Source organism: Mycolicibacterium mageritense, from assembly GCF_010727475.1.
GTDB lineage: Bacteria > Actinomycetota > Actinomycetes > Mycobacteriales > Mycobacteriaceae > Mycobacterium > Mycobacterium mageritense.
The window spans coordinates 152,106-169,819 of record NZ_AP022567.1; the positions used below are offsets into that span (position 1 = coordinate 152,106).

Below are 17,714 nucleotides of genomic sequence, written 5' to 3' on the forward strand. Positions count from 1 at the left end.
CCTGTCTGGCTATGCGGATGAGCCTCTTTCGGAGGCTTACCTGTCAGACGGTGGCCAGCGTGTCCGCGGTCAGCAGCGCCTGGGCCACACCGGAGACGATCGACGCAAGCCGGATGGCCTCGAAGATCGCCGTGCGCGACACGTCGGCGTCGCGTAGCACCGTCTCGTGCGCGGCCAGGCAATGCCCGCAACCGTTGATGGCCGAGACCGCGAGCGACCACAGCTCGAAGTCGGTCTTCGGCACGCCCGGGTTGGCGATGATGTTCATCCGCAGCCCCGCGCGCAGGTCGTCGTACCGCCCGTCGAGTTGCCCCTTGGTGCGGTAGAAGACGTTGTTCATCCCCATGATCGATGCTGCCCCGAGTGCGGCGTGATAGGCCTCCTCACTCAGCACGTCGAGGGCGTCCTCGGAGATCTCCTTCAGCAACTGCGGCGACTTGGTGGCCGCCGCCGTGGCCACCAGCGCACCCCACAGCTGCTGCTCGGTGAGCTCGGTGGACTTCACGATGCTGCCGAAGTTGAGCTTGAGATCCTTCGCGTACTCGGGCAGCGCTTCCTTGATGTTGTCGACGCTCACGGTCACACCGCCTCGGCCAGCAGGTCGCCGGCATCGATCGTCGGATCCCCCTTGCGCCAGTTGCACGCGCACAGCTCGTCGGACTGCAGCGCGTCGAGCACCCGCAGCACCTCGTCGACGTTGCGGCCCACCGAACCGGCCGTCACGGACACGAATTGGATCTCGTTGTTCGGGTCGACGATGAAGGTGGCCCGGTCGGCCACGCCGTCGGCATTCAGTACACCGGTTGCCAGCGACAACTCCCGCTTGAGGTCCGAGGCCATCGGGAACGGCAGCTTCTTGAGATCCTCGTGCTGGGCGCGCCACTGGAAGTGCACGAACTCGTTGTCGACCGACACGCCGATCACCTTGGCGTCACGGTCTTCGAAGTCCTCGTTGAGCTTGCCGAATGCGGCGATCTCGGTCGGGCACACGAAGGTGAAATCCTTGGGCCAGAAGAAGATGATCCGCCACTTGCCGTCGTGGTCCGTGCTGGTGACGCGGGTGAAGTAGTCATCGGGCTGCTGGGCGTTGACCTTGGACAGATCTCCGCCCACCACCGCAGTCAGGTCGTACTGCGGAAACTGATCGCCAATCGTCAAAAGTGCCATCGCAACATATCCCATCGCTCATATTTTCTGGAATGATTCCAGACTTCACGATCTTGATTCTGGTCCCGAAATGACCACTGGCGCAACCAGAAACGAGGTGATTGTGACCACAGGTCACTTTGTGACGCGGCCCATACCAGCCGTGCCGACTCCGGCATGAGCTGTCACCTCCGAACGAATCACGTGATCGGCTCAGCCCGGCGATACTGGGATACTTGGTTCACCGCGCTGCCGCCAGGCCGCGCAATCGCACCGTGTCGGAGAGGCGGGGGCAGTTGACGGGTCGGGGACTTTGCCGGTGGCTTGTCATCATGTGTTGTGCGGTCCTGCTGACGGCGTGCGGCACCGTGGTGCACGGGCGCGCGACGTCGATGTTGTTCGACCCGAACCGGGTCGGCGGGTTGCCCGTCACCGACGGCAACAGCGGGCTGCGCCCCAACGCGCCCGAACCGATGCGGACCGCGGAGAACTCCGACGGCGGCGACATCGACAACATGGTGCTGCTGGCGATCGACGACATCGAGGAGTTCTGGAAAGAGAACGACAGCTCGCTGCCGAAACCGTTCGAACCCGTCGAGACCCTGGTGTCCTACGACTCCGACGATCCGAACTCGCCCGAGGTGTGCGGCGAGAGCACCGCCGGGTTGGTCAACGCGTTCTTCTGCCTGGAAGACAATCTGATCGGATGGGACCGCGGTGTCCTCGTTCCCGGTGCTTCGAAGTTCTTCGGCGAGATGGCCCTCGTCGGCGTGCTGGCGCACGAGTACGGCCACGCCATCCAATACAACAGCGGCATCCTCGACGATTCGGCACCCGTCATCGTGGCCGAACAGCAGGCCGACTGCTTCGCCGGGGTCTACCTGCGCTGGGTCGCCGCCGGCCACTCCAAACGGTTCGAACTCAGCACAGGCGACGGTCTCAGTCACGTCCTCGCGGGCCTGCTCTACATCCGCGATCAGCTCAAGACCGAACGGGCCGCGAAGGCCCGGGGTAACGCCCACGGCTCGGCGCTCGACCGCATCAGCGCCTTCCAGATCGGCTTCGCAGGAAACGTCGACCAATGCGCGGCCATCGACTTGGAGGACATCAAGAAGCGTCAGGGCGACCTGCCGAAGTTCCTCGAATACGACAGCTACGGTGACACCCAGCCCGTCGACACCGAACTCGACGAGAAAACGCTGCAGAGCCTCATGGACGTGCTGGGCAAGATCTACTCGCCGTCGGACCCGCCCACGCTGAGCACCGACGCCGCCGACTGCCCCGACGCCAAGGCCTCCCCGCCGGCGTCATACTGCCCCGCCACCAACACCATCACGGTGGATCTTCCCGCGCTACAGGTTCTGGCCGAGGCCAAGAACGAGGACGAGCAGCAGGAGCTGCTGCAGGGCGACAACACCGCCATCTCAGTGCTCACCTCGCGCTATGCCCTGGCGATCCAACACGAAAAAGGGCTGACGCTCGACACTCCGGTCGCCGCGATGCGCACGGGCTGCCTCACGGGCGTCGGGCAGGCAAAGATGGCCGAGCCCGGCGGGGATCTGACCCTGTCCCCGGGTGACGCGGACGAGGCAATCTCGGGTCTGCTCACCAACGGCCTGGCTGCCGCCGACGTCAACGGCACCCTGTTGCCTGCCGGGTTCACGCGGATCCTCGCCTACCGCTCGGGCCTTCAAGGCGACGCCGAACAGTGCTATCAACGCTTCCCATGAGCTACTCACGCCACCACCGCGCCGGACGCAAGGAGATCACATGACCGACCCCCAGCCCTGGTGGGCTCGACCAGGTGGCGCATCGCCTGCACCGGGGGACACGCCGGGACAACCCGCGCAGCCGAGCCGCGGCGACGGGCCGTACTGGAATCCGAATCCGCCGAGTGCGCCACCGGCTCAGCACAACCCGTACGGCGCGCCACAACGATCGTACGGATCCCCCACCCCTGCCCAGACTCCCTGGCAAGGCGGCTCCAACCAGCCGGGGACCGCCAATCCCTTTCAGGCACAAGGATATTCCGGCTCACAGCCGTATCCCTCACAGCCCGAACAGCCCTACCAGGGCTACGGCGGGACGCCGCAAAAGCCGAAGTCGTCATCGAAGTGGTTGTTGATCGGTGGCCTGGCCGTTGTCGCGGTGCTCATCGTGGGCGGAGGCCTGCTGGCCTGGAGCCTGATGGGCAGCGGCAAGGAACTCGACGTCAAACAGGCCGAAGCCGGGGTGCAGGAGATTCTGAGCGACCCGATCAACGGCTACGGGTCCAACGACGTCACGGCGGTCACGTGCAATGACGGCAAGAACCCTGAGGTCGAAACGAACAAGAGCTTCACCTGCCAGGTGGAGATCAACGGCACCACCCGCAACGTCAACGTGGAGTTCACCGATGACGAAGGCACGTATGCAGTCGACGGACCCAGGTAGGTTCCGGGTGGCCGGTAACCGCGGGCCGATCCGCCACACGGTGTCGCTGCTCGCCATCGCCTGCTGCGCGATCCTGCTGGCCGGCTGCGGCACCACCGTGGTCAAAGGCCGCGCGACGTCAATGCTGTTCGATCCCAACCGGGTTGGTGGCCTCCCGGTCACCGACGGCAACAGCGGTCTTCGACCCGATGCGCCGGACGCGACGCGTGAGGTGGAGAACACCGACGGCGGCGAGATCGACCAGATCGCGGCCCTGGCGATCGACGACATCGAGGAGTTCTGGAGTCAGAACTACACCAACCTGCCGGGCGAGTTCGAACCGGTGACAGCGTTGGTGTCCTACGACTCCGACGATCCCGACAGCCCCGTCATCTGCGACGAGGACACCGTCGGGATGGTCAACGCGTTCTATTGCGGCCTCGACCATTTGATCGCCTGGGACCGCGGCGTCATGTTCTCGGTGGCGTTGCAGTACTTCCAGGACATGGGCATCGTCGGAATCCTGGCCCACGAATACGGCCATGCCATCCAGCGCAAGGCCCGCACCATCAAGAAGTCGGACCCGGTCATCGTGGGCGAGCAGCAGGCCGACTGCTTCGCAGGCATCTACATGCGGTGGGTCGCGGCGGGAAAGTCGTCGCGATTCGAGCTCAGCACGGGCGAGGGCCTGAACTACGTCCTGGCCGGCATCATCTACAGCCGCGACCCGCTCATGACCGAGGACGAAGGCGGTGGCATCGAGCGCGGACACGGGTCCGCGCTGGACCGCATCAGCGCCTTTCAGGTCGGCTTCGCAGGCAACAGCGACCAGTGCGCCGCCATCGACATGGACGAGATCAAAGAGCGCCAGGGCGACCTGCCCCACTTCCTCGAGTACGACAACTACGGCGACACGCAACCGGTGAACACCGAGATCAACGAAGACACGTTGCAAAAGCTCATGGGCATCCTGGGCGACACGTTCCAGCCTGCCGACGCGCCGAAGCTGTCCACCGACCCCGAAGACTGCCCCGACGCCAAGGCCAGCCCGCCGGCGTCATACTGCCCCGCCACCAACACCATCTCGGTGGACATCGCGGCCTTGAAAGTGTTGGGAAAAGCCAAGATCGAAGAGAAGCAGGAGGAACTGCTGCAGGGCGACAACACCGCGATCTCGGTGTTCATGTCGCGCTACGCACTGGCCGTACAGCATGAGAAAGGGCTGGCGATAGACACCCCGGTGTCGGCGATGCGCACAGGCTGCCTGACAGGCGTCGCGCAAGCGAAGATGGCAGAACCCGGCGGAGACCTCGTCCTGTCCCCCGGCGACGCCGACGAGGCCATCGCGGGCCTGCTCACCAACGGCCTGGCCGCCAGCGACGTCAACGGCACCCTGCTGCCCGCCGGCTTCACCCGCATCCTCGCCTACCGCTCAGGCCTGCAGGGCAACGACGACCAGTGCTACCAACGCTTCCCGTGACGCCACCGGCGGTGTTATCTGGATCACACCAAAATTGGCGCGTGACTACCGTCATAGAGGCTGGTGGGGCGCCCTAATTAGCAGCACTACTATTCTCGAGCCATGGGTCGGGAAGCTCACGGTGCCGCTGCCGTCGCAACGGCGGAATCCAGCATCGAAGATTATGTTCGCCCTGACGGCACCATCGTGGTGCCCGAAGGTGTGACACTGACGTCGTTCCTCGACCGCAACCGGGCCCGGTTCGGCGACGCGCCGTCCTACCGTTTCATCGACTACTCGTCGGACCCCGACGGGCAAGTCATCGAGCTGAGCTGGAACGGCCTGTGGTCGCAGGTGTGCTCGGTGGGCGCCCGTCTGCAGCAGGTCACCTCGCCCGGCGACCGGGTGGCGATCCTTGCCCCGCAAGGGGTCGATTACGTTGCGGCGTTCTTCGCTGCCGTGCACGCCGGCAACATCGCCGTCCCGCTGTTCGCGCCGAGCCTGGCCGGGCATGCCGAGCGACTGGCGGCCGTGCTTGCCGACGCCAAACCCGCCGTGGTGCTGACGACGACCGCGGCATCGGAGTCTGTCCGCAGCTTCCTGCGCACCCTGCCCGCCGCCGAGCGCCCTCGCATGATCGCAGTGGACGCCGTTCCGGGCTCACTGGCGCCGATGTTCACCGAAGTCACTCGCGGCACCGACGACATCGCGTACCTGCAGTACACGTCGGGCTCGACGCGCACCCCGGCCGGCGTGGAGATCACCCACCGCAACGTGTGCACCAATGTGATGCAGATGATCCTGGCGGGCGACCTCGAGATGGGCATCCGCGGGGTCAGCTGGCTGCCGCTGTATCACGACATGGGTCTCATCATGATCATGTTCCCGGCGTTGTGCGGCAACCACATAACGCTCATGGACCCGATGGCGTTCGTGCGCAGACCATACCGCTGGATCAAGCGCCTCGCCGAGGAATCGGCCACCGGGCCGACCCTGGCCGCCGCACCGAACTTCGCGTTCGAACTGTGCGCACAGCGCGGCCTACCGCCCAAGGGTGAGTCGATCGATCTGAGCAACGTGGTGACGCTGCTCAACGGATCCGAACCGGTGACCATGTCCTCGATCGAGGAGTTCACCACCGCGTTCGCGCCGTACGGCCTGCCCGCGACGACCGTGAAACCGTCGTACGGGATGGCCGAGGCCACGCTGTCGGTCGCCAGCATCGCGCCCGACGAGACTGCCAGCGTGATCTATCTGGACCGCGAGCAACTCAACGCCGGGCAGGCCGTCCTGGTCGACGCCGACGCCGCCGGCGCGGTGGCGCACGTGTCGTGCGGCCGGGCGATCCCCAACCAATGGGTCGTCATCGCCGGCGCCGACGGCGACGAGATGCCCGACTCCCGGGTCGGCGAAATCTGGCTGCACGGTAACAACGTCGGCCGCGGCTACTTCGGCAGGCCCGACGAATCACAACGGGTGTTCGGCAACAAGCTGCAGACCCGCCTCGACACGGGCAGCCATGCCGACGGTGTTCCCGACAACGGATTGTGGTTGGCCACAGGCGATCTCGGGGTGTACGTCGACGGCGAGCTCTATGTGACCGGCCGCATCAAGGACATGATCATCATCGACGGGCGCAACCACTATCCGACCGACATCGAGACCACCGTCAGCGAGGCCTCGCGGGCTGTGCGATCCGGCTACGTGGCGGCGTTCTCGGTGCCGGGTGCCCATGGTGAAGAGCTGGTCGTGGTCGCCGAGCGCGCAGCCGGAGCCGGCCGGGCCGAACCCGGGCCCATCGTCGACGCCGTCCGCGCGGCCGTGTCCCGGCAGCACCAGGTGCGAGTGGCCGACGTCCGCATGGTGGCGGCCGGCGTCATCCCCCGCACCACCAGCGGAAAGCTCGCGCGCAAAGCTTGTCGCGCCGAGTATCTGGCCGGAAAGTTCGAGCGGTAGCGGTTTTTCGCGCGCGGTGTCACGGCGATGGCTCTGCGTCCAGGGCGTTGAAGTGTGAGTGCGCTACGCCCTCAGCGCAGTCTCAACGCCGAAAGGTGACTAGCACTCGATTGATTCTGCGGCTAGGGCGTAGATGTGCGAGTGACCACCGCCGTCACCGCAGACTGAACGCCCGACGGCGTGGCGTAGCCGGTTCATCTGGTCTCGCACGTCGACGTGCCGCACACTCTCTGACGTGACGATGCAGGATCGCCTCGACAATTGGGAACACCGCGCCGAATGGCCGTTGGCGGCAGTGGCGGCAGTGTTCCTGGCCGCGTACTCGGTCGAAGTACTGGTCCAGCCCCGTGGGTTCGGCGCCCGCGCAGTCGAGTTCGCCACCTGGCTGTCGTGGGCGGTGTTCACCGCTGACTACGCGGCGCGGCTGTATCTCTCCCCCGACCGCAAGCAGTGGTTCGTGCGGCACCTCGCCGACCTGGCGATCGTGCTGCTGCCGCTGCTGCGTCCCCTTCGTCTGTTACGGCTCGTGGTGCTCATCGGGGTGATGCAGAAAGCCGTCGGCAACGCCATCCGCGGCAAGGTGATCCTCTACACGATTTCGGGCGCGGTGCTGCTGGTGTACGTCGCGTCGCTGGCCGTCCTGCAGGCCGAACGCAACGCCCCCGAAGCCCACATCGTCAATTTCGGCGATGCCGTGTGGTGGGCCATCACCACGATCACCACAGTCGGCTACGGCGACATGTATCCGGTGACGACGACGGGCCGAGTGATCGCGGCGCTGTTGATGATCGGCGGGATCAGCCTGGTCGGTTCGATCACCGCGACCATCGCGTCGTGGATCGTGCAGAGCGTCGCCGACGACGACAACGCCACCGCGGCCGCGACGGCCGCACACATCAACGAGCTGCGGTCGGAGATCGCGTCGCTGCGGGACGAGTTGCGGCAGGCGCCGGCCAACGGCTCGGGGACCGACCGCCGACCGTGAGACGTCACACCTGCAGATCACAGGTGACTTGAGTGCGGGCGGTGGGACTCGAACCCACAAACTCTTCCGAGCACGGGCACCTAAAGCCCGCATGTTTGCCAATTTCATCACGCCCGCAACGTCCCGATGCTACCGCCCTGGAGGTCTCCGCATCTGTCGGAGGGCACCAATATCGTCGAGCCATCACCCGGCGAGAGGGGACGCTACATGCGATCCGCCAAAGAATTCACCAACGTGCAAATGCTCATCGCCGCCGGCCTCAACGATTGTGAAATCTCGCGCCGAACTGGAATCCCCCGCAAGACTGTCTGGCAGTGGCGGTGCAAGCCCGGCGTTCGAGACAGATGTACGACTGATTCTTCGGGGCATTGCACCGTCCATGATTTCTCTGCGATTCCCGCCAAGGCGTATTGCTACGTCCTCGGCATGTATCTCGGCGACGGCTGCATCTCTCGTGGCACCCGGACATGGCACCTGAGGATCACGCTCGACTCAAAGTACCCGGGCATCATCGACAGCTGCCGTGAAGCCCTCGACATACTGATGCCCGGCCAGCACGCAGCTCTTATCCGCCGCAAAGACAACTGTGCCGACGTATCTCTCTGCTCAAACCACTGGCCGTGCCTGCTTCCGCAACATGGCCCGGGCAAGAAGCACACCAGACCCATCCGGTTGGAGCATTGGCAGGAGAACCTCGTCAAGCAGGCCCCCGAGGACTTCGTTCGGGGCTTGATCCACAGTGACGGGTGCCGCGTTGTCGCCGACGACCGTGGGGTCAAGAGCATCCGATATCACTTTTCGAATCGATCTGACGACATTCGCGGCCTGTACTGCGCAGCGCTCGACTTTCTCGGAATCCCATGGACCTGCCCCAGCAAGTACGACGTCGCTGTATACCGCAAGGCTGCCACCGCTCGCCTCGACGAGTTCATCGGCCCGAAGGTGTGAGCGCGAATGGGCCGTTCAAGTCCCGCGCCGTACCATGGATGAATGTCCACTACACGGCGTAGGAGACCGGCGCTCATCGCGCTGGTCTGTCTTGGCGCCGCCGGCTGCCTGGCACTCGCCTGGTGGCAATGGACCCGCTACGAGTCCGCCTCGGGCACCTTCCAGAACCTGGGCTACGCCCTACAGTGGCCGATGTTCGCGGCGTTCTGCTTCTACGCGTACTACAAGTTCGTCCGCTACGAGGAAGCTCCTCCCGAGCCGCAACACCGCGACACGGTGACCGAGATCCCGGCCGGGCTGCTGCCCGAAAGACCGCAGCCCGCAACACAATCGGACGACGACCCGGCACTGCGCGAATACAACGCCTACCTCGCCGAGCTTGCCAAGAACGACAACGACGACAGGACCAGTCAATGACCGCACCAGAATCATCAGACGCCGAGGTCGCCACGCCCGTCGAGAGCATCCGCAAAGCCCTGCTGGGCTACCGCGTGATGGCCTGGACGACGGGCATCTGGCTGATCGCGCTGTGCTACGAGATGGTGCTCAAGTACATCGTCCAGGTCGACAACCCGCCGAGCTGGATCGGCATCGTGCACGGCTGGGTGTACTTCGTGTATCTGCTGTTCACGGCCAACCTCGCGGTCAAGGTTCGCTGGCCCATCGGCAAGACCATCGGCGTGCTGCTCGCGGGCACGATCCCGCTGCTCGGCATCATCGTCGAACACTTCAACACCAAGGAACTCAAGGACCGCTTCGGCTTGTGAGCCGGTGCCGAACCTACCCCGAGGCCAGTGCACGCAGCGCGGGCACCAACAATGCGAGGGCGCGGCCGCGGTGGGACTCCGCGTCCTTCTCGGCGGGCGACAGTTCGGCAGCGGTCCGCGATGACCCGACCGGCAGAAACACCGGATCGTAGCCGAACCCGCCCTCGCCACGGGGTTCACGCGTCACTGTCCCGGGCCACTCCCCGCGCACCACCGTCGAACCCGACTCCGACACCAGTGCACACGCCGAGACGAACGCGGCCCCGCGCCGCTCGTCCGGTACGTCGGCCAACTGCCCGAGCAGCAGCGCGGTGTTGGCGCCGTCGTCACCGTGGGCACCCGACCATCGCGCCGACAGCACGCCCGGCATGCCGTTCAACGCGTCGACAGCGATGCCGGAATCGTCGGCCACACATGCCAGCCCGGTAGCCCGGAAGCCGTCAGTGGCCTTGGCCAAGGCATTCTCTTCGAACGTCGCTCCGGTCTCGGGCGCCTCATCGAACGGCGCGACGTCGGCCAGCGACAGCAGCGCCAGGCCCGTCACCCCGGCGGCGTCGAGCACGCGGCGCAATTCGGCCAGTTTCTTCGGATTGCGACTGGCCACCAGCAGGTCCGTCAACGCAGATCCTCCCCTGTCTTTTCGATGACCACCAGATAGAGCTTGTCCGGATCCGACTCGCTCTTCTGGCGGTACCACAGCCGGATATCGGCATCTGGCACTCTGTGCATGCGGTATGGCCGCTCACCGGCACCGGGCCTGGTGACGTGAGGATCCAGGTCGGGCCGGAAATCCGGCCGGCCCATCCGAACCACCTCGGCGTGGACGAGATGTTGTTCATGGGGCGTGAGCGTCGTCATCGTGAACACCGCGTCCTCGACGAGCAACACCGAGCCGGTACCGAACTGCGCATCGTGGTATTGAGACACCGTCTCCTGCAACGACTTCCGTGCCTCGTCCAGGCTGGCTCCGGCGACGAGCTCGCCTCGCTGGATCTGTTTTTCGGCACGGCGCGCCTTGAGCTTGGGGATCTTGAGAAGCCCGAGGTCGACGATCCTGTCGACACGCGGGTAGAACGCGGCGAGCACGACGACCACCACCCCGACCAGAACGAAGAACCCGCCCGTGAGCTTGTCGTGCGCACCGAAATAACCCCACAGTCCGGCCGCGAGCAGCACCGCGCCCAAGCCGCCCAAGAGGAGCTGACCGACCGGCTTTCCGTCAGCAGAGTCGTTCACCCCCACGCACCGGCTAGCTGCCGAACGCCTTCTTCGGTGCCGGCCCCTCGGGCAGCACGCCCGGGTACGGCAGCTCCAGCGCTTCCCGCTGAATCACGAACAACTGCTCGCACGCCCCGAGCGCCGCGTCGAGCAGCTTGTCCAGAGTGGACCGCGGGAACGTCGCGCCTTCGCCGGTGCCCTGGATCTCCACGAGCGTGCCGGTGTCGGTGGCGACGACGTTCATGTCGACCTCGGCGCGGGAGTCCTCGGTGTACGGCAGGTCGACGCGCACGCGGCCGTCGACCACACCGACCGAGACCGCCGCGATGGCGCACGACAGCGGCCGCGGGTCGGACAAGCGCCCCGCCGCGGCCAGGTACGTCACGGCGTCGGCCAGTGCCACATAGGCCCCGGTGATGGCCGCGGTGCGGGTGCCGCCGTCGGCCTGCAGCACATCGCAGTCGATGGCGATGGTGTTCTCCCCCAGCGCGCCGAGGTCGATACACGCGCGCAGCGAACGCCCGACCAGCCGGCTGATCTCCTGGGTACGTCCGCCGACCCGGCCCTTGACCGATTCGCGGTCAGAGCGGTCGTGGGTCGCGGCGGGCAGCATCGCATATTCGGCGGTCAGCCAGCCCTGCCCGGAGCCCTTGCGCCAGCGCGGAACCCCCTCGGTCACCGACGCGGTGCACATGACACGGGTCTGCCCGAACTCCACCAGCACCGACCCGGCCGGATGGTTGGTGAAGCCGCGGGTGATCACTACCGGGCGCAGCTCGTCATCGAGACGGCCGTCTTCTCGTCTGGACACCCGCCAACCCTAACGGGTCGGACCGACACGATCGGTGACGACTCAGCTGCGGGTGACGTCGAACGCCTCGCCGCACACGACGGCGTGCACAGGGCCGTCGAACTCGGCCTTGGCTTCGCTGATCACGTCCTCGCGTGATGTCCACGGCGGGATGTGTGTCAGCAACAACTCGCCCACACCGGCGGCGGCGGCCGCACGGCCCGCCTCGGTGCCCGACAGGTGCAGGCGCGGTGGGCGCGACGGGTCATCCGTCCACGACGCCTCGCACAGGAAGATGTCGGCGCCGCGGGCCAGGTCGATCAGCGCGTCGCAGTAGCCGGTGTCCCCGCTGTAGACCAGGGTCGCCCCGGTCGGATCGGTGAACCGCATGCCGTAGGACTCGGTGGGGTGGCACACCAGCCGCGGCATCACGTTGAGCGTGCCCAATTCGACCGCTTCGCCGTCCACCCAGGTGCGGACGTCGAAGATGTCGGTGAAATCGTCGATCTCGCCGCCCTCGGGCGACGAAGCGGCCCCCAGCCGGGCCCATGTGTTGGCCGGCCCGTACATCACGCCGCGGGTGGTTGCCGGTGTCGGGTGGTACCGCCGCCACACGAATAAACCGGGCAGGTCCAGGCAATGATCGGCGTGCAGATGCGAGAGCAGAACGTTAACCGAATTGGGGTCGGCGTAGCGCTGGAGCGCCCCGAGCACGCCGCCACCGAAGTCGATCACCATCGGCACCGTGTCCGGTGCGGTGATGAGATACCCCGACGCTGGCGAATCCGGTCCGACAACACTGCCGGAGCATCCCAGGACGGTCAATCGCACGTTGTCTAGCTTGCCATGTTCGTTGTCAACCTGGCGAAGACATCGCCGGTTTGGGCGACGGAGATCATGTTCCGGCGCCGGCGTGACGCCGCACCTGGCGCACCCCGTCGAGACTCGGGCCCAGGAACCGCGCCGCGAGCGTGGTGAACGCGTCGGGATCACCGGTCGCTTCGAACACGCGCCGGGCCGGCGGCGCCTCGTGCGGCTTCAGCAAATCCATCTCGGTCAACACCCGCAACAGATCCTTGGCCGTCTCCTCCGCGGACGACACCAGCGTGACGTTCTGTCCCATGGCCAACTGGATGAGCCCCGACAGCATCGGGTAATGCGTGCAGCCCAACACCAAGGTGTCCACCTCGGCGCGCTGCAGGGGCTCCAGGTAGCCCTCGGCGAGGCCGAGCACCTGACGTCCGCTCGTGACGCCCCGCTCGACGAAGTCGACGAACCGTGGGCAGGCCACACCGATCACCTCGGTGTCGCGGGCCGCGGCGAACGCATCCTGGTACGCGCGCGACGCGATGGTCGCCGCGGTGCCGATCACCCCGATGCGTCCGTTGCGCGTCGCGGCCACCGCGCGCCGGACCGCGGGCAGGATCACCTCGACGACCGGCACGGGGGCGTACCGCTCGCGAGCGTCGCGCAGGCACGCCGACGACGCGGTGTTGCACGCGATCACGAGGGCCTTGACGCCTCGGGACACCAGATCGTCGCCGATGGCCAGGGAGTGCGCGCGGATCTCCGGGATGGTCAGCGGTCCGTAGGGCCCGTTGCCGGTGTCGCCGACGTAGACGATGTCCTCGTCGGGCAGCTGGTCGATGATGGCGCGTGCGACCGTGAGCCCGCCGACGCCGGAATCGAATATCCCGACGGGTGCCAGTTGATCGGTCATGAGGTCAGGCGCGGCTGGACGGTGCGTTTGCGTGCTTCACGGGCCTTGCGCTCCGGCCCGGACAACACATAGGCCGCGATCACACCTGCGACGGCCCCGCACAGGTGTCCCTGCCACGACACCCCGGGGGTGCCGGGCAGCACGCCGAACAGCACGCTGCCGTAGACGAACAGCACGATGACGCCGACGACGATCTCCCAGAGCTTTCGGGTGAAGAAGCCGAACACGATCAGGAACGCGAGCCAGCCGAAGATCAGGCCCGACGCACCGATGTGGTTGGCTTCGCAGCGCACTCCGACATAGGGGCAGTGCGCGCCGATGTTGCCGATCAGCCACGTCCCGAAGCCGCCGAGCACCCACACGATGGCCGTCGCGAAGATGAACCGCGACATGCCCGCGAGCGTCATCAGGAACCCCAGCACGAGTGCAGGGACCGAATTCGCCATCAGGTGTTCCCAGTTGGCGTGCAGCAGCGGCGCGAACAGGATGCCCCACAACCCGTCGGTTTCCAGCGGCCGGATGCCGTTGTTGTCGAGCCGGTGATTGGTCAGCGAGTCCCACAGCTCGATGAGCCACAGCAGCGCGACGAAGCTGACGATCGTGACGCCGCCGACAACCCATGCGGGCCGCTTCTTCGGCGCGGTCGGCGTCGCCGAATATCCGGGGCTGCTCATGCCCACAACTGCCCTTCCAACGCGTCCTCTGCGTCATCAAGGCTACCGGCGTACGCGCCGGTCGACAGATACTTCCAACCCGCGTCGGCCACCACGAAGGCGATGTCGGCACGCTCACCGGCCTTGACGGCCTTGGCCGCCATGCCGAGTGCCGCATGCAGCACCGCGCCCGTGGAGATACCCGCGAAGATGCCCTCGCGCGTGACGAGATCGCGCGTGCGTCGCACCGCGTCGAACGAACCCACCGAGAATCGGGTGGTCAGCACATCGGCGTCGTAGAGCTCGGGGATGAAACCCTCGTCGATGTTGCGCAGCGCGTACACGCCTTCGCCGTAGCGCGGTTCGGCCGCGACGATCTGGACGCCCGGCACGTGCTCGCGCAGGAACCGGCCGGTGCCCATCAACGTCCCCGTGGTGCCGAGGCCTGCCACGAAGTGCGTGATCTCGGGCAGGTCGGCGAGCAGCTCCGGTCCGGTCCCGTGGTAGTGCGCATCGCTGTTGGCGGGGTTGCCGTACTGGTAGAGCATGACCCACGAAGGATTTTCCGCGGCAAGCTCTTTCGCTGTCGCCACCGCGGTGTTGGAGCCGCCCTCGGCCGGGCTGAAGATGATCCTGGCTCCGTAGAGCTCCAGCAGCTGGCGCCGCTCGATCGAGGTGTTCTCGGGCATCACGCAGATCATGTTGTAGCCCTTGAGCAGGGCTGCCATCGCCAGCGAGATGCCCGTGTTTCCGCTCGTGGGTTCCAGGATGGTGGCTCCGGGCGCCAGCAGCCCGTCGCGCTCGGCCTGCTCGATCATCCGCAACGCGGGCCGGTCCTTGATCGAACCCGTCGGGTTGCGGTCCTCCAGCTTCGCCCACAGCCGCACGTGCGGGGCGCCGTCTTCGTCGTCCCAGCGCGGTGACAGGTTCTGCAGCCCCACCAACGGCGTATCACCGAGGGCCTGCAGCAGTGAGTCGTGCCGGGCCATCGGCTACCCGCCTGCCACGGCAGGCAGGATCGTCACCGAATCACCGTCGGAGATCGCGGTGTCCAGGCCGCCGGAGAACCGCACGTCCTCGTCGTTGACGTAGATGTTGACGAAGCGGTGCAGCTTGCCGTTGTCGACGAGCCGGTCGGAGATGCCGGAATAGTTGGCCTCCAGGTCGGCGATGACGGCCTGCAACGTGTCGCCGGACGCGCTGACGCGCTTCTGTCCGTCGGTGTGCGGGCGCAGGATCGTGGGGATCGAAACGATGACTGACACGGTTGCTCCTTATCGGTACTGCTCGACGATGGTGACGGGTTCCTCGGTGACGACGCCGTCGATGATGCGGTAGCTACGCAGTTCGTGCTCGTCAGGATCACGCGTCGAGACCAGCACGTAGTGCGCGTCCGGCTCCTGCGCCAGGGAGATGTCGGTGCGGCTCGGGTAGGCCTCGGTCGCGGTGTGCGAGTGGTAGATGACGACGGGCACCTCGTCGGCCTCGTCCATCGAGCGCCACACCTTGAGCTGCTCACCGGAATCGAACCGGTAGAACGTCGGCGAGCGCTCGGCGTTGGCCATCGCGATGAAGCGCTCAGGCCGATCGGAACCCTCCGGTCCCGCGATCACCCCACAGGCTTCGTCGGGGTGGTCGGCACGGGCGTGCGCCACCATGGCCTCGACGAGGTCACGGCGAATCACCAACACTGCACTGATCTCCTTACTCGAACGCTCCCGGCAACATGCCACGGTAGGTCGGTATTCCTGCGACCGGCTCGGCCGCAAGCACACCCACCAGCACGGCACGGGCCAGGCAGTCCGCCGCAGCCGCGCCGATCTGGGTGACCAGCGCCGTCTCCGGCGACATCGCCGCGGGTGTCCTCGGGTCGGGTTCGACCGTGACCGCCCCGGTGGCCAGCGCGAACACCGTATCGCCATCCAGCGGGGTGTGACACGGCCGGATGGTGCGCGCAAGCCCGTCGTGGGCCGCGACCGCGACGCGCCGGCACCCGGCAGGGCTGAGCGCAGCGTCCGTCGCGACGACCGCGATGGTCGTGTTCAGCGGGCTCAGTTCGGTGTGCCGGTCGGCGTAGGCGGCGAGCTGCCCCGGCGGGGGTGCCGTCAAGCCGAACTCTTCGATCAGCGCTGCCATCCACGGCAGTCCGGTGGCCGGGTCCACCACGTCGCCCGCGGCGTTGACGATCACCAACACGCCCACCGTGACGCCGCCGGGCAGCGCGGTGGACGCGGTACCGACGCCGCCCTTGAGCACCCCGGCCCGCGCACCCACGCCGCCGCCGACCGTGCCGAGCGCGAACTCGGTGCCCGCCGCAGCGGCCGCGGCGGCGCCGAACTCCGCGGTAGGCCGGTTTTCCCAGCCGCCCACCGGCAGATCGAAGATCACCGCGGCAGGCACGATCGGCACCACACCGCCTGCCATCGCGACGCCGCGGCCCTGCTGCTCCAGCCAGGTCATCACGCCGTCGGCGGCGGCCAGGCCGTAGGCACTGCCGCCGCTCAGCACCACCGCGTCGACGTGGCGGACGGTGTTGATCGGGTCGAGCAGATCGGTTTCCCGGGTGCCCGGTGCACCACCGCGCCCGTCGACAGCGCCCACCGTCCCGGGCGGCGCCAGCACGACCGTGCTGCCCGACGCCCAGCCGGCACCGAGCGTCGCGTCCGGGTCGAGACGGTGATGGTGGCCCACCAGGATGCCGGCGACGTCGGTGATGGTGCCCATCTACTTCCCCATGAGTCCCAGGACCAGGTACTCCTGCAGCACGGTGAGCCACTGGTACACGTCGAGGTGTCCGGCCATGGGATGCTCCGGCGACAGGCGGTCGGGCCCCTCGGGGCCGATGTCGAGCATGGTGCCGAGCGCAAGCCGGACGTCGTTGACCGCGCCGGCCCAGGCCTGGGCGTCGTCCTCGGACAGCTCGAACTTGCCGCCGCCGTCGGGAACGGTGTCCAGCAAGCGTTGCGCGGCTTCACGTTTGGCGTCGATGATGGCAGGCTCGTGCAACCCGCGCAGCGCGCTGTTGAGGCTCTCGGCCGTGCCAGAACCCGCCGGATGCTCGGTCTGCGGCCGATAGAAATCCGGCAGCAGGCGTTTCATCGTGGCGTCCTGCGGCGGCTGCGGGTTGCCCGTACGCATCCCGGTGATGGCCTCGAGTTCGTCTGCGGGGCGCGATGATTCGCGATCGTCGAGCATCTCCAGCATCGACGTCACCAGGCTCTGCAGCAACGACGCCTCGTGTGCGGCCAGGGCCGACCGGAACCGCGGACCGTCAGCGGTCTCGACCCGCTTCCATTTGCGCACCGTCGATCAACGGTCCTGCTGCAAGGTGGCCCACAGGCCTGCGGCGTGCAGTTTGGAAACATCGGTCTCCATGGACTCGCGACTGCCCGCAGACACCACGGCCTTGCCCTCGTTGTGCACCTGCAGCATCAGCTTGGTGGCGTGCGGCTCGCTGTAGCCGAAGAGCTTTTGGAACACGTAGGTCACGTACGTCATCAGGTTGACCGGATCGTCCCAGACGATGGTGACCCACGGGCTGTCGGTGGCCTCGTCCTCTCGCGGGGCGGTGCCCACGCTCCGTTCCTCGCGGGTTCCCGGACGGGCCTTCGCCGGAGTAACCATGCGCCCACAATACCGGCTGGGGTGCGGCGAACTTAA

22 protein-coding genes and 1 tRNA gene are annotated in these 17,714 nt (G+C 66.7%); 8 read left to right on the forward strand and 15 right to left on the reverse strand.

The window, feature by feature from the left end; translation table 11 throughout:
• Positions 1-43 precede the first annotated feature (43 nt).
• Together ahpD and G6N67_RS00765 are read right to left on the reverse strand one after the other, a co-directional pair.
• Positions 44-577, reverse strand: a complete 534-nt coding sequence (gene ahpD / locus G6N67_RS00760) for an alkyl hydroperoxide reductase AhpD (protein WP_036438252.1) — start codon at positions 575-577, stop codon at positions 44-46.
• A gap of 2 nt (positions 578-579) precedes the next feature.
• Positions 580-1,167, reverse strand: coding sequence for a peroxiredoxin (locus tag G6N67_RS00765; RefSeq protein ID WP_036436077.1), 588 nt, complete (start codon positions 1,165-1,167; stop codon positions 580-582).
• Between the two features lie 311 nt (positions 1,168-1,478).
• On the opposite strand from G6N67_RS00765, the gene G6N67_RS00770 reads away from it, so the two are divergent.
• From G6N67_RS00770 to G6N67_RS00790, 5 genes are all read left to right on the forward strand, one after another.
• Entirely contained in the window at positions 1,479-2,876 is a 1,398-nt protein-coding gene (locus G6N67_RS00770; RefSeq protein ID WP_051578954.1) for a neutral zinc metallopeptidase, read from the forward strand.
• A 40-nt stretch (positions 2,877-2,916) separates the two neighbouring features.
• Positions 2,917-3,579 (forward strand): DUF4333 domain-containing protein, encoded by a 663-nt coding sequence (locus tag G6N67_RS00775; protein ID WP_110798551.1) that lies wholly within the window; start codon positions 2,917-2,919, stop codon positions 3,577-3,579.
• On the forward strand, positions 3,542-5,038 hold the full coding sequence (locus G6N67_RS00780; protein WP_230021866.1) for a neutral zinc metallopeptidase: 1,497 nt from the start codon (positions 3,542-3,544) through the stop codon (positions 5,036-5,038). Before G6N67_RS00775 ends, G6N67_RS00780 begins: the two co-directional genes overlap by 38 nt.
• Before the next feature lie 102 nt (positions 5,039-5,140).
• Positions 5,141-6,973 carry a fatty acyl-AMP ligase gene (locus G6N67_RS00785; protein ID WP_036436071.1) on the forward strand — a complete coding sequence of 611 codons (1,833 nt, stop codon included), beginning with the start codon at positions 5,141-5,143 and terminating at the stop codon, positions 6,971-6,973.
• 235 nt (positions 6,974-7,208) lie between these two features.
• Positions 7,209-7,958, forward strand: coding sequence for a potassium channel family protein (locus G6N67_RS00790; RefSeq protein ID WP_370466301.1), 750 nt, complete (start codon positions 7,209-7,211; stop codon positions 7,956-7,958).
• A 33-nt stretch (positions 7,959-7,991) separates the two neighbouring features.
• Here the strand turns inward: G6N67_RS00790 and G6N67_RS00795 are convergent.
• A tRNA-Leu gene (locus tag G6N67_RS00795) sits at positions 7,992-8,075 on the reverse strand.
• Between the two features lie 90 nt (positions 8,076-8,165).
• Between G6N67_RS00795 and G6N67_RS00800 the strand changes: the two genes are divergently transcribed.
• The 3 genes from G6N67_RS00800 to G6N67_RS00810 are packed head-to-tail and all read left to right on the forward strand — an operon-like array spanning position 8,166 to position 9,673.
• Positions 8,166-8,906: a hypothetical protein gene (locus G6N67_RS00800; RefSeq protein ID WP_036438246.1), complete on the forward strand. Its 741-nt coding sequence runs from the start codon at positions 8,166-8,168 to the stop codon at positions 8,904-8,906.
• A 42-nt stretch (positions 8,907-8,948) separates the two neighbouring features.
• Complete coding sequence (locus G6N67_RS00805) at positions 8,949-9,323, forward strand: hypothetical protein (RefSeq protein ID WP_036436068.1); 375 nt, start codon at positions 8,949-8,951, stop codon at positions 9,321-9,323.
• Entirely contained in the window at positions 9,320-9,673 is a 354-nt protein-coding gene (locus tag G6N67_RS00810) for a DUF3817 domain-containing protein (RefSeq protein ID WP_036436067.1), read from the forward strand. The genes G6N67_RS00805 and G6N67_RS00810 overlap by 4 nt, the downstream gene beginning before the upstream one ends.
• Positions 9,674-9,686: 13 nt before the next feature.
• Here G6N67_RS00810 and rdgB read toward each other — a convergent pair whose 3' ends face one another.
• The 12 genes from rdgB to clpS all read right to left on the reverse strand — a co-directional run bounded on the left by rdgB (position 9,687) and on the right by clpS (position 17,678).
• The gene (rdgB, locus tag G6N67_RS00815) at positions 9,687-10,292 is read right to left on the reverse strand and encodes an RdgB/HAM1 family non-canonical purine NTP pyrophosphatase (protein WP_036436066.1); all 606 of its coding nucleotides are present in this window, start codon (positions 10,290-10,292) and stop codon (positions 9,687-9,689) included.
• A complete protein-coding gene (locus tag G6N67_RS39025) occupies positions 10,289-10,909 on the reverse strand; it encodes a hypothetical protein (protein WP_230021868.1) in 621 nt (206 codons plus the stop codon). Before G6N67_RS39025 ends, rdgB begins: the two co-directional genes overlap by 4 nt.
• Before the next feature lie 13 nt (positions 10,910-10,922).
• Positions 10,923-11,702 carry a ribonuclease PH gene (rph, locus tag G6N67_RS00825; protein ID WP_036436064.1) on the reverse strand — a complete coding sequence of 260 codons (780 nt, stop codon included), beginning with the start codon at positions 11,700-11,702 and terminating at the stop codon, positions 10,923-10,925.
• Between the two features lie 42 nt (positions 11,703-11,744).
• Entirely contained in the window at positions 11,745-12,512 is a 768-nt protein-coding gene (locus G6N67_RS00830; protein ID WP_036436062.1) for a cyclic nucleotide-degrading phosphodiesterase, read from the reverse strand.
• Between the two features lie 64 nt (positions 12,513-12,576).
• Positions 12,577-13,401, reverse strand: coding sequence for a glutamate racemase (gene murI, locus G6N67_RS00835; protein ID WP_036436060.1), 825 nt, complete (start codon positions 13,399-13,401; stop codon positions 12,577-12,579).
• Positions 13,398-14,075, reverse strand: a complete 678-nt coding sequence (locus tag G6N67_RS00840) for a rhomboid family intramembrane serine protease (protein ID WP_110798598.1) — start codon at positions 14,073-14,075, stop codon at positions 13,398-13,400. The genes murI and G6N67_RS00840 overlap by 4 nt, the downstream gene beginning before the upstream one ends.
• Positions 14,072-15,043 (reverse strand): cysteine synthase, encoded by a 972-nt coding sequence (locus G6N67_RS00845; protein WP_036436058.1) that lies wholly within the window; start codon positions 15,041-15,043, stop codon positions 14,072-14,074. The genes G6N67_RS00840 and G6N67_RS00845 overlap by 4 nt, the downstream gene beginning before the upstream one ends.
• Before the next feature lie 3 nt (positions 15,044-15,046).
• Entirely contained in the window at positions 15,047-15,319 is a 273-nt protein-coding gene (locus tag G6N67_RS00850; protein ID WP_036436057.1) for a MoaD/ThiS family protein, read from the reverse strand.
• A gap of 9 nt (positions 15,320-15,328) precedes the next feature.
• A complete protein-coding gene (locus G6N67_RS00855; protein ID WP_036436055.1) occupies positions 15,329-15,745 on the reverse strand; it encodes a M67 family metallopeptidase in 417 nt (138 codons plus the stop codon).
• Between the two features lie 13 nt (positions 15,746-15,758).
• Positions 15,759-16,778: a P1 family peptidase gene (locus G6N67_RS00860; protein ID WP_036436053.1), complete on the reverse strand. Its 1,020-nt coding sequence runs from the start codon at positions 16,776-16,778 to the stop codon at positions 15,759-15,761.
• Positions 16,779-17,357: an oxidative stress transcriptional regulator AosR gene (aosR, locus tag G6N67_RS00865; RefSeq protein ID WP_036436051.1), complete on the reverse strand. Its 579-nt coding sequence runs from the start codon at positions 17,355-17,357 to the stop codon at positions 16,779-16,781.
• Positions 17,358-17,363: 6 nt separating this feature from the next.
• Positions 17,364-17,678: an ATP-dependent Clp protease adapter ClpS gene (gene clpS, locus G6N67_RS00870; protein WP_036436049.1), complete on the reverse strand. Its 315-nt coding sequence runs from the start codon at positions 17,676-17,678 to the stop codon at positions 17,364-17,366.
• Positions 17,679-17,714: the final 36 nt, after the last annotated feature.

What these genes read in the sequence shown, in the direction of transcription:
- G6N67_RS00765 (WP_036436077.1), bottom strand. Translation starts at nt 1,167, where the DNA reads ATGGCACTTTTGACGATTGGCGATCAGTTTCCGCAGTACGACCTGACT.
- G6N67_RS00805 (WP_036436068.1), top strand. Translation starts at nt 8,949, where the DNA reads ATGTCCACTACACGGCGTAGGAGACCGGCGCTCATCGCGCTGGTCTGT.
- G6N67_RS00840 (WP_110798598.1), bottom strand. Translation starts at nt 14,075, where the DNA reads ATGAGCAGCCCCGGATATTCGGCGACGCCGACCGCGCCGAAGAAGCGG.
- G6N67_RS00800 (WP_036438246.1), top strand. Translation starts at nt 8,166, where the DNA reads ATGCGATCCGCCAAAGAATTCACCAACGTGCAAATGCTCATCGCCGCC.
- G6N67_RS00810 (WP_036436067.1), top strand. Translation starts at nt 9,320, where the DNA reads ATGACCGCACCAGAATCATCAGACGCCGAGGTCGCCACGCCCGTCGAG.
- G6N67_RS00775 (WP_110798551.1), top strand. Translation starts at nt 2,917, where the DNA reads ATGACCGACCCCCAGCCCTGGTGGGCTCGACCAGGTGGCGCATCGCCT.
- G6N67_RS00860 (WP_036436053.1), bottom strand. Translation starts at nt 16,778, where the DNA reads ATGGGCACCATCACCGACGTCGCCGGCATCCTGGTGGGCCACCATCAC.
- G6N67_RS00785 (WP_036436071.1), top strand. Translation starts at nt 5,141, where the DNA reads ATGGGTCGGGAAGCTCACGGTGCCGCTGCCGTCGCAACGGCGGAATCC.
- G6N67_RS00770 (WP_051578954.1), top strand. Translation starts at nt 1,479, where the DNA reads ATGTGTTGTGCGGTCCTGCTGACGGCGTGCGGCACCGTGGTGCACGGG.
- G6N67_RS00780 (WP_230021866.1), top strand. Translation starts at nt 3,542, where the DNA reads ATGACGAAGGCACGTATGCAGTCGACGGACCCAGGTAGGTTCCGGGTG.
- clpS (WP_036436049.1), bottom strand. Translation starts at nt 17,678, where the DNA reads ATGGTTACTCCGGCGAAGGCCCGTCCGGGAACCCGCGAGGAACGGAGC.
- G6N67_RS00845 (WP_036436058.1), bottom strand. Translation starts at nt 15,043, where the DNA reads ATGGCCCGGCACGACTCACTGCTGCAGGCCCTCGGTGATACGCCGTTG.
- murI (WP_036436060.1), bottom strand. Translation starts at nt 13,401, where the DNA reads ATGACCGATCAACTGGCACCCGTCGGGATATTCGATTCCGGCGTCGGC.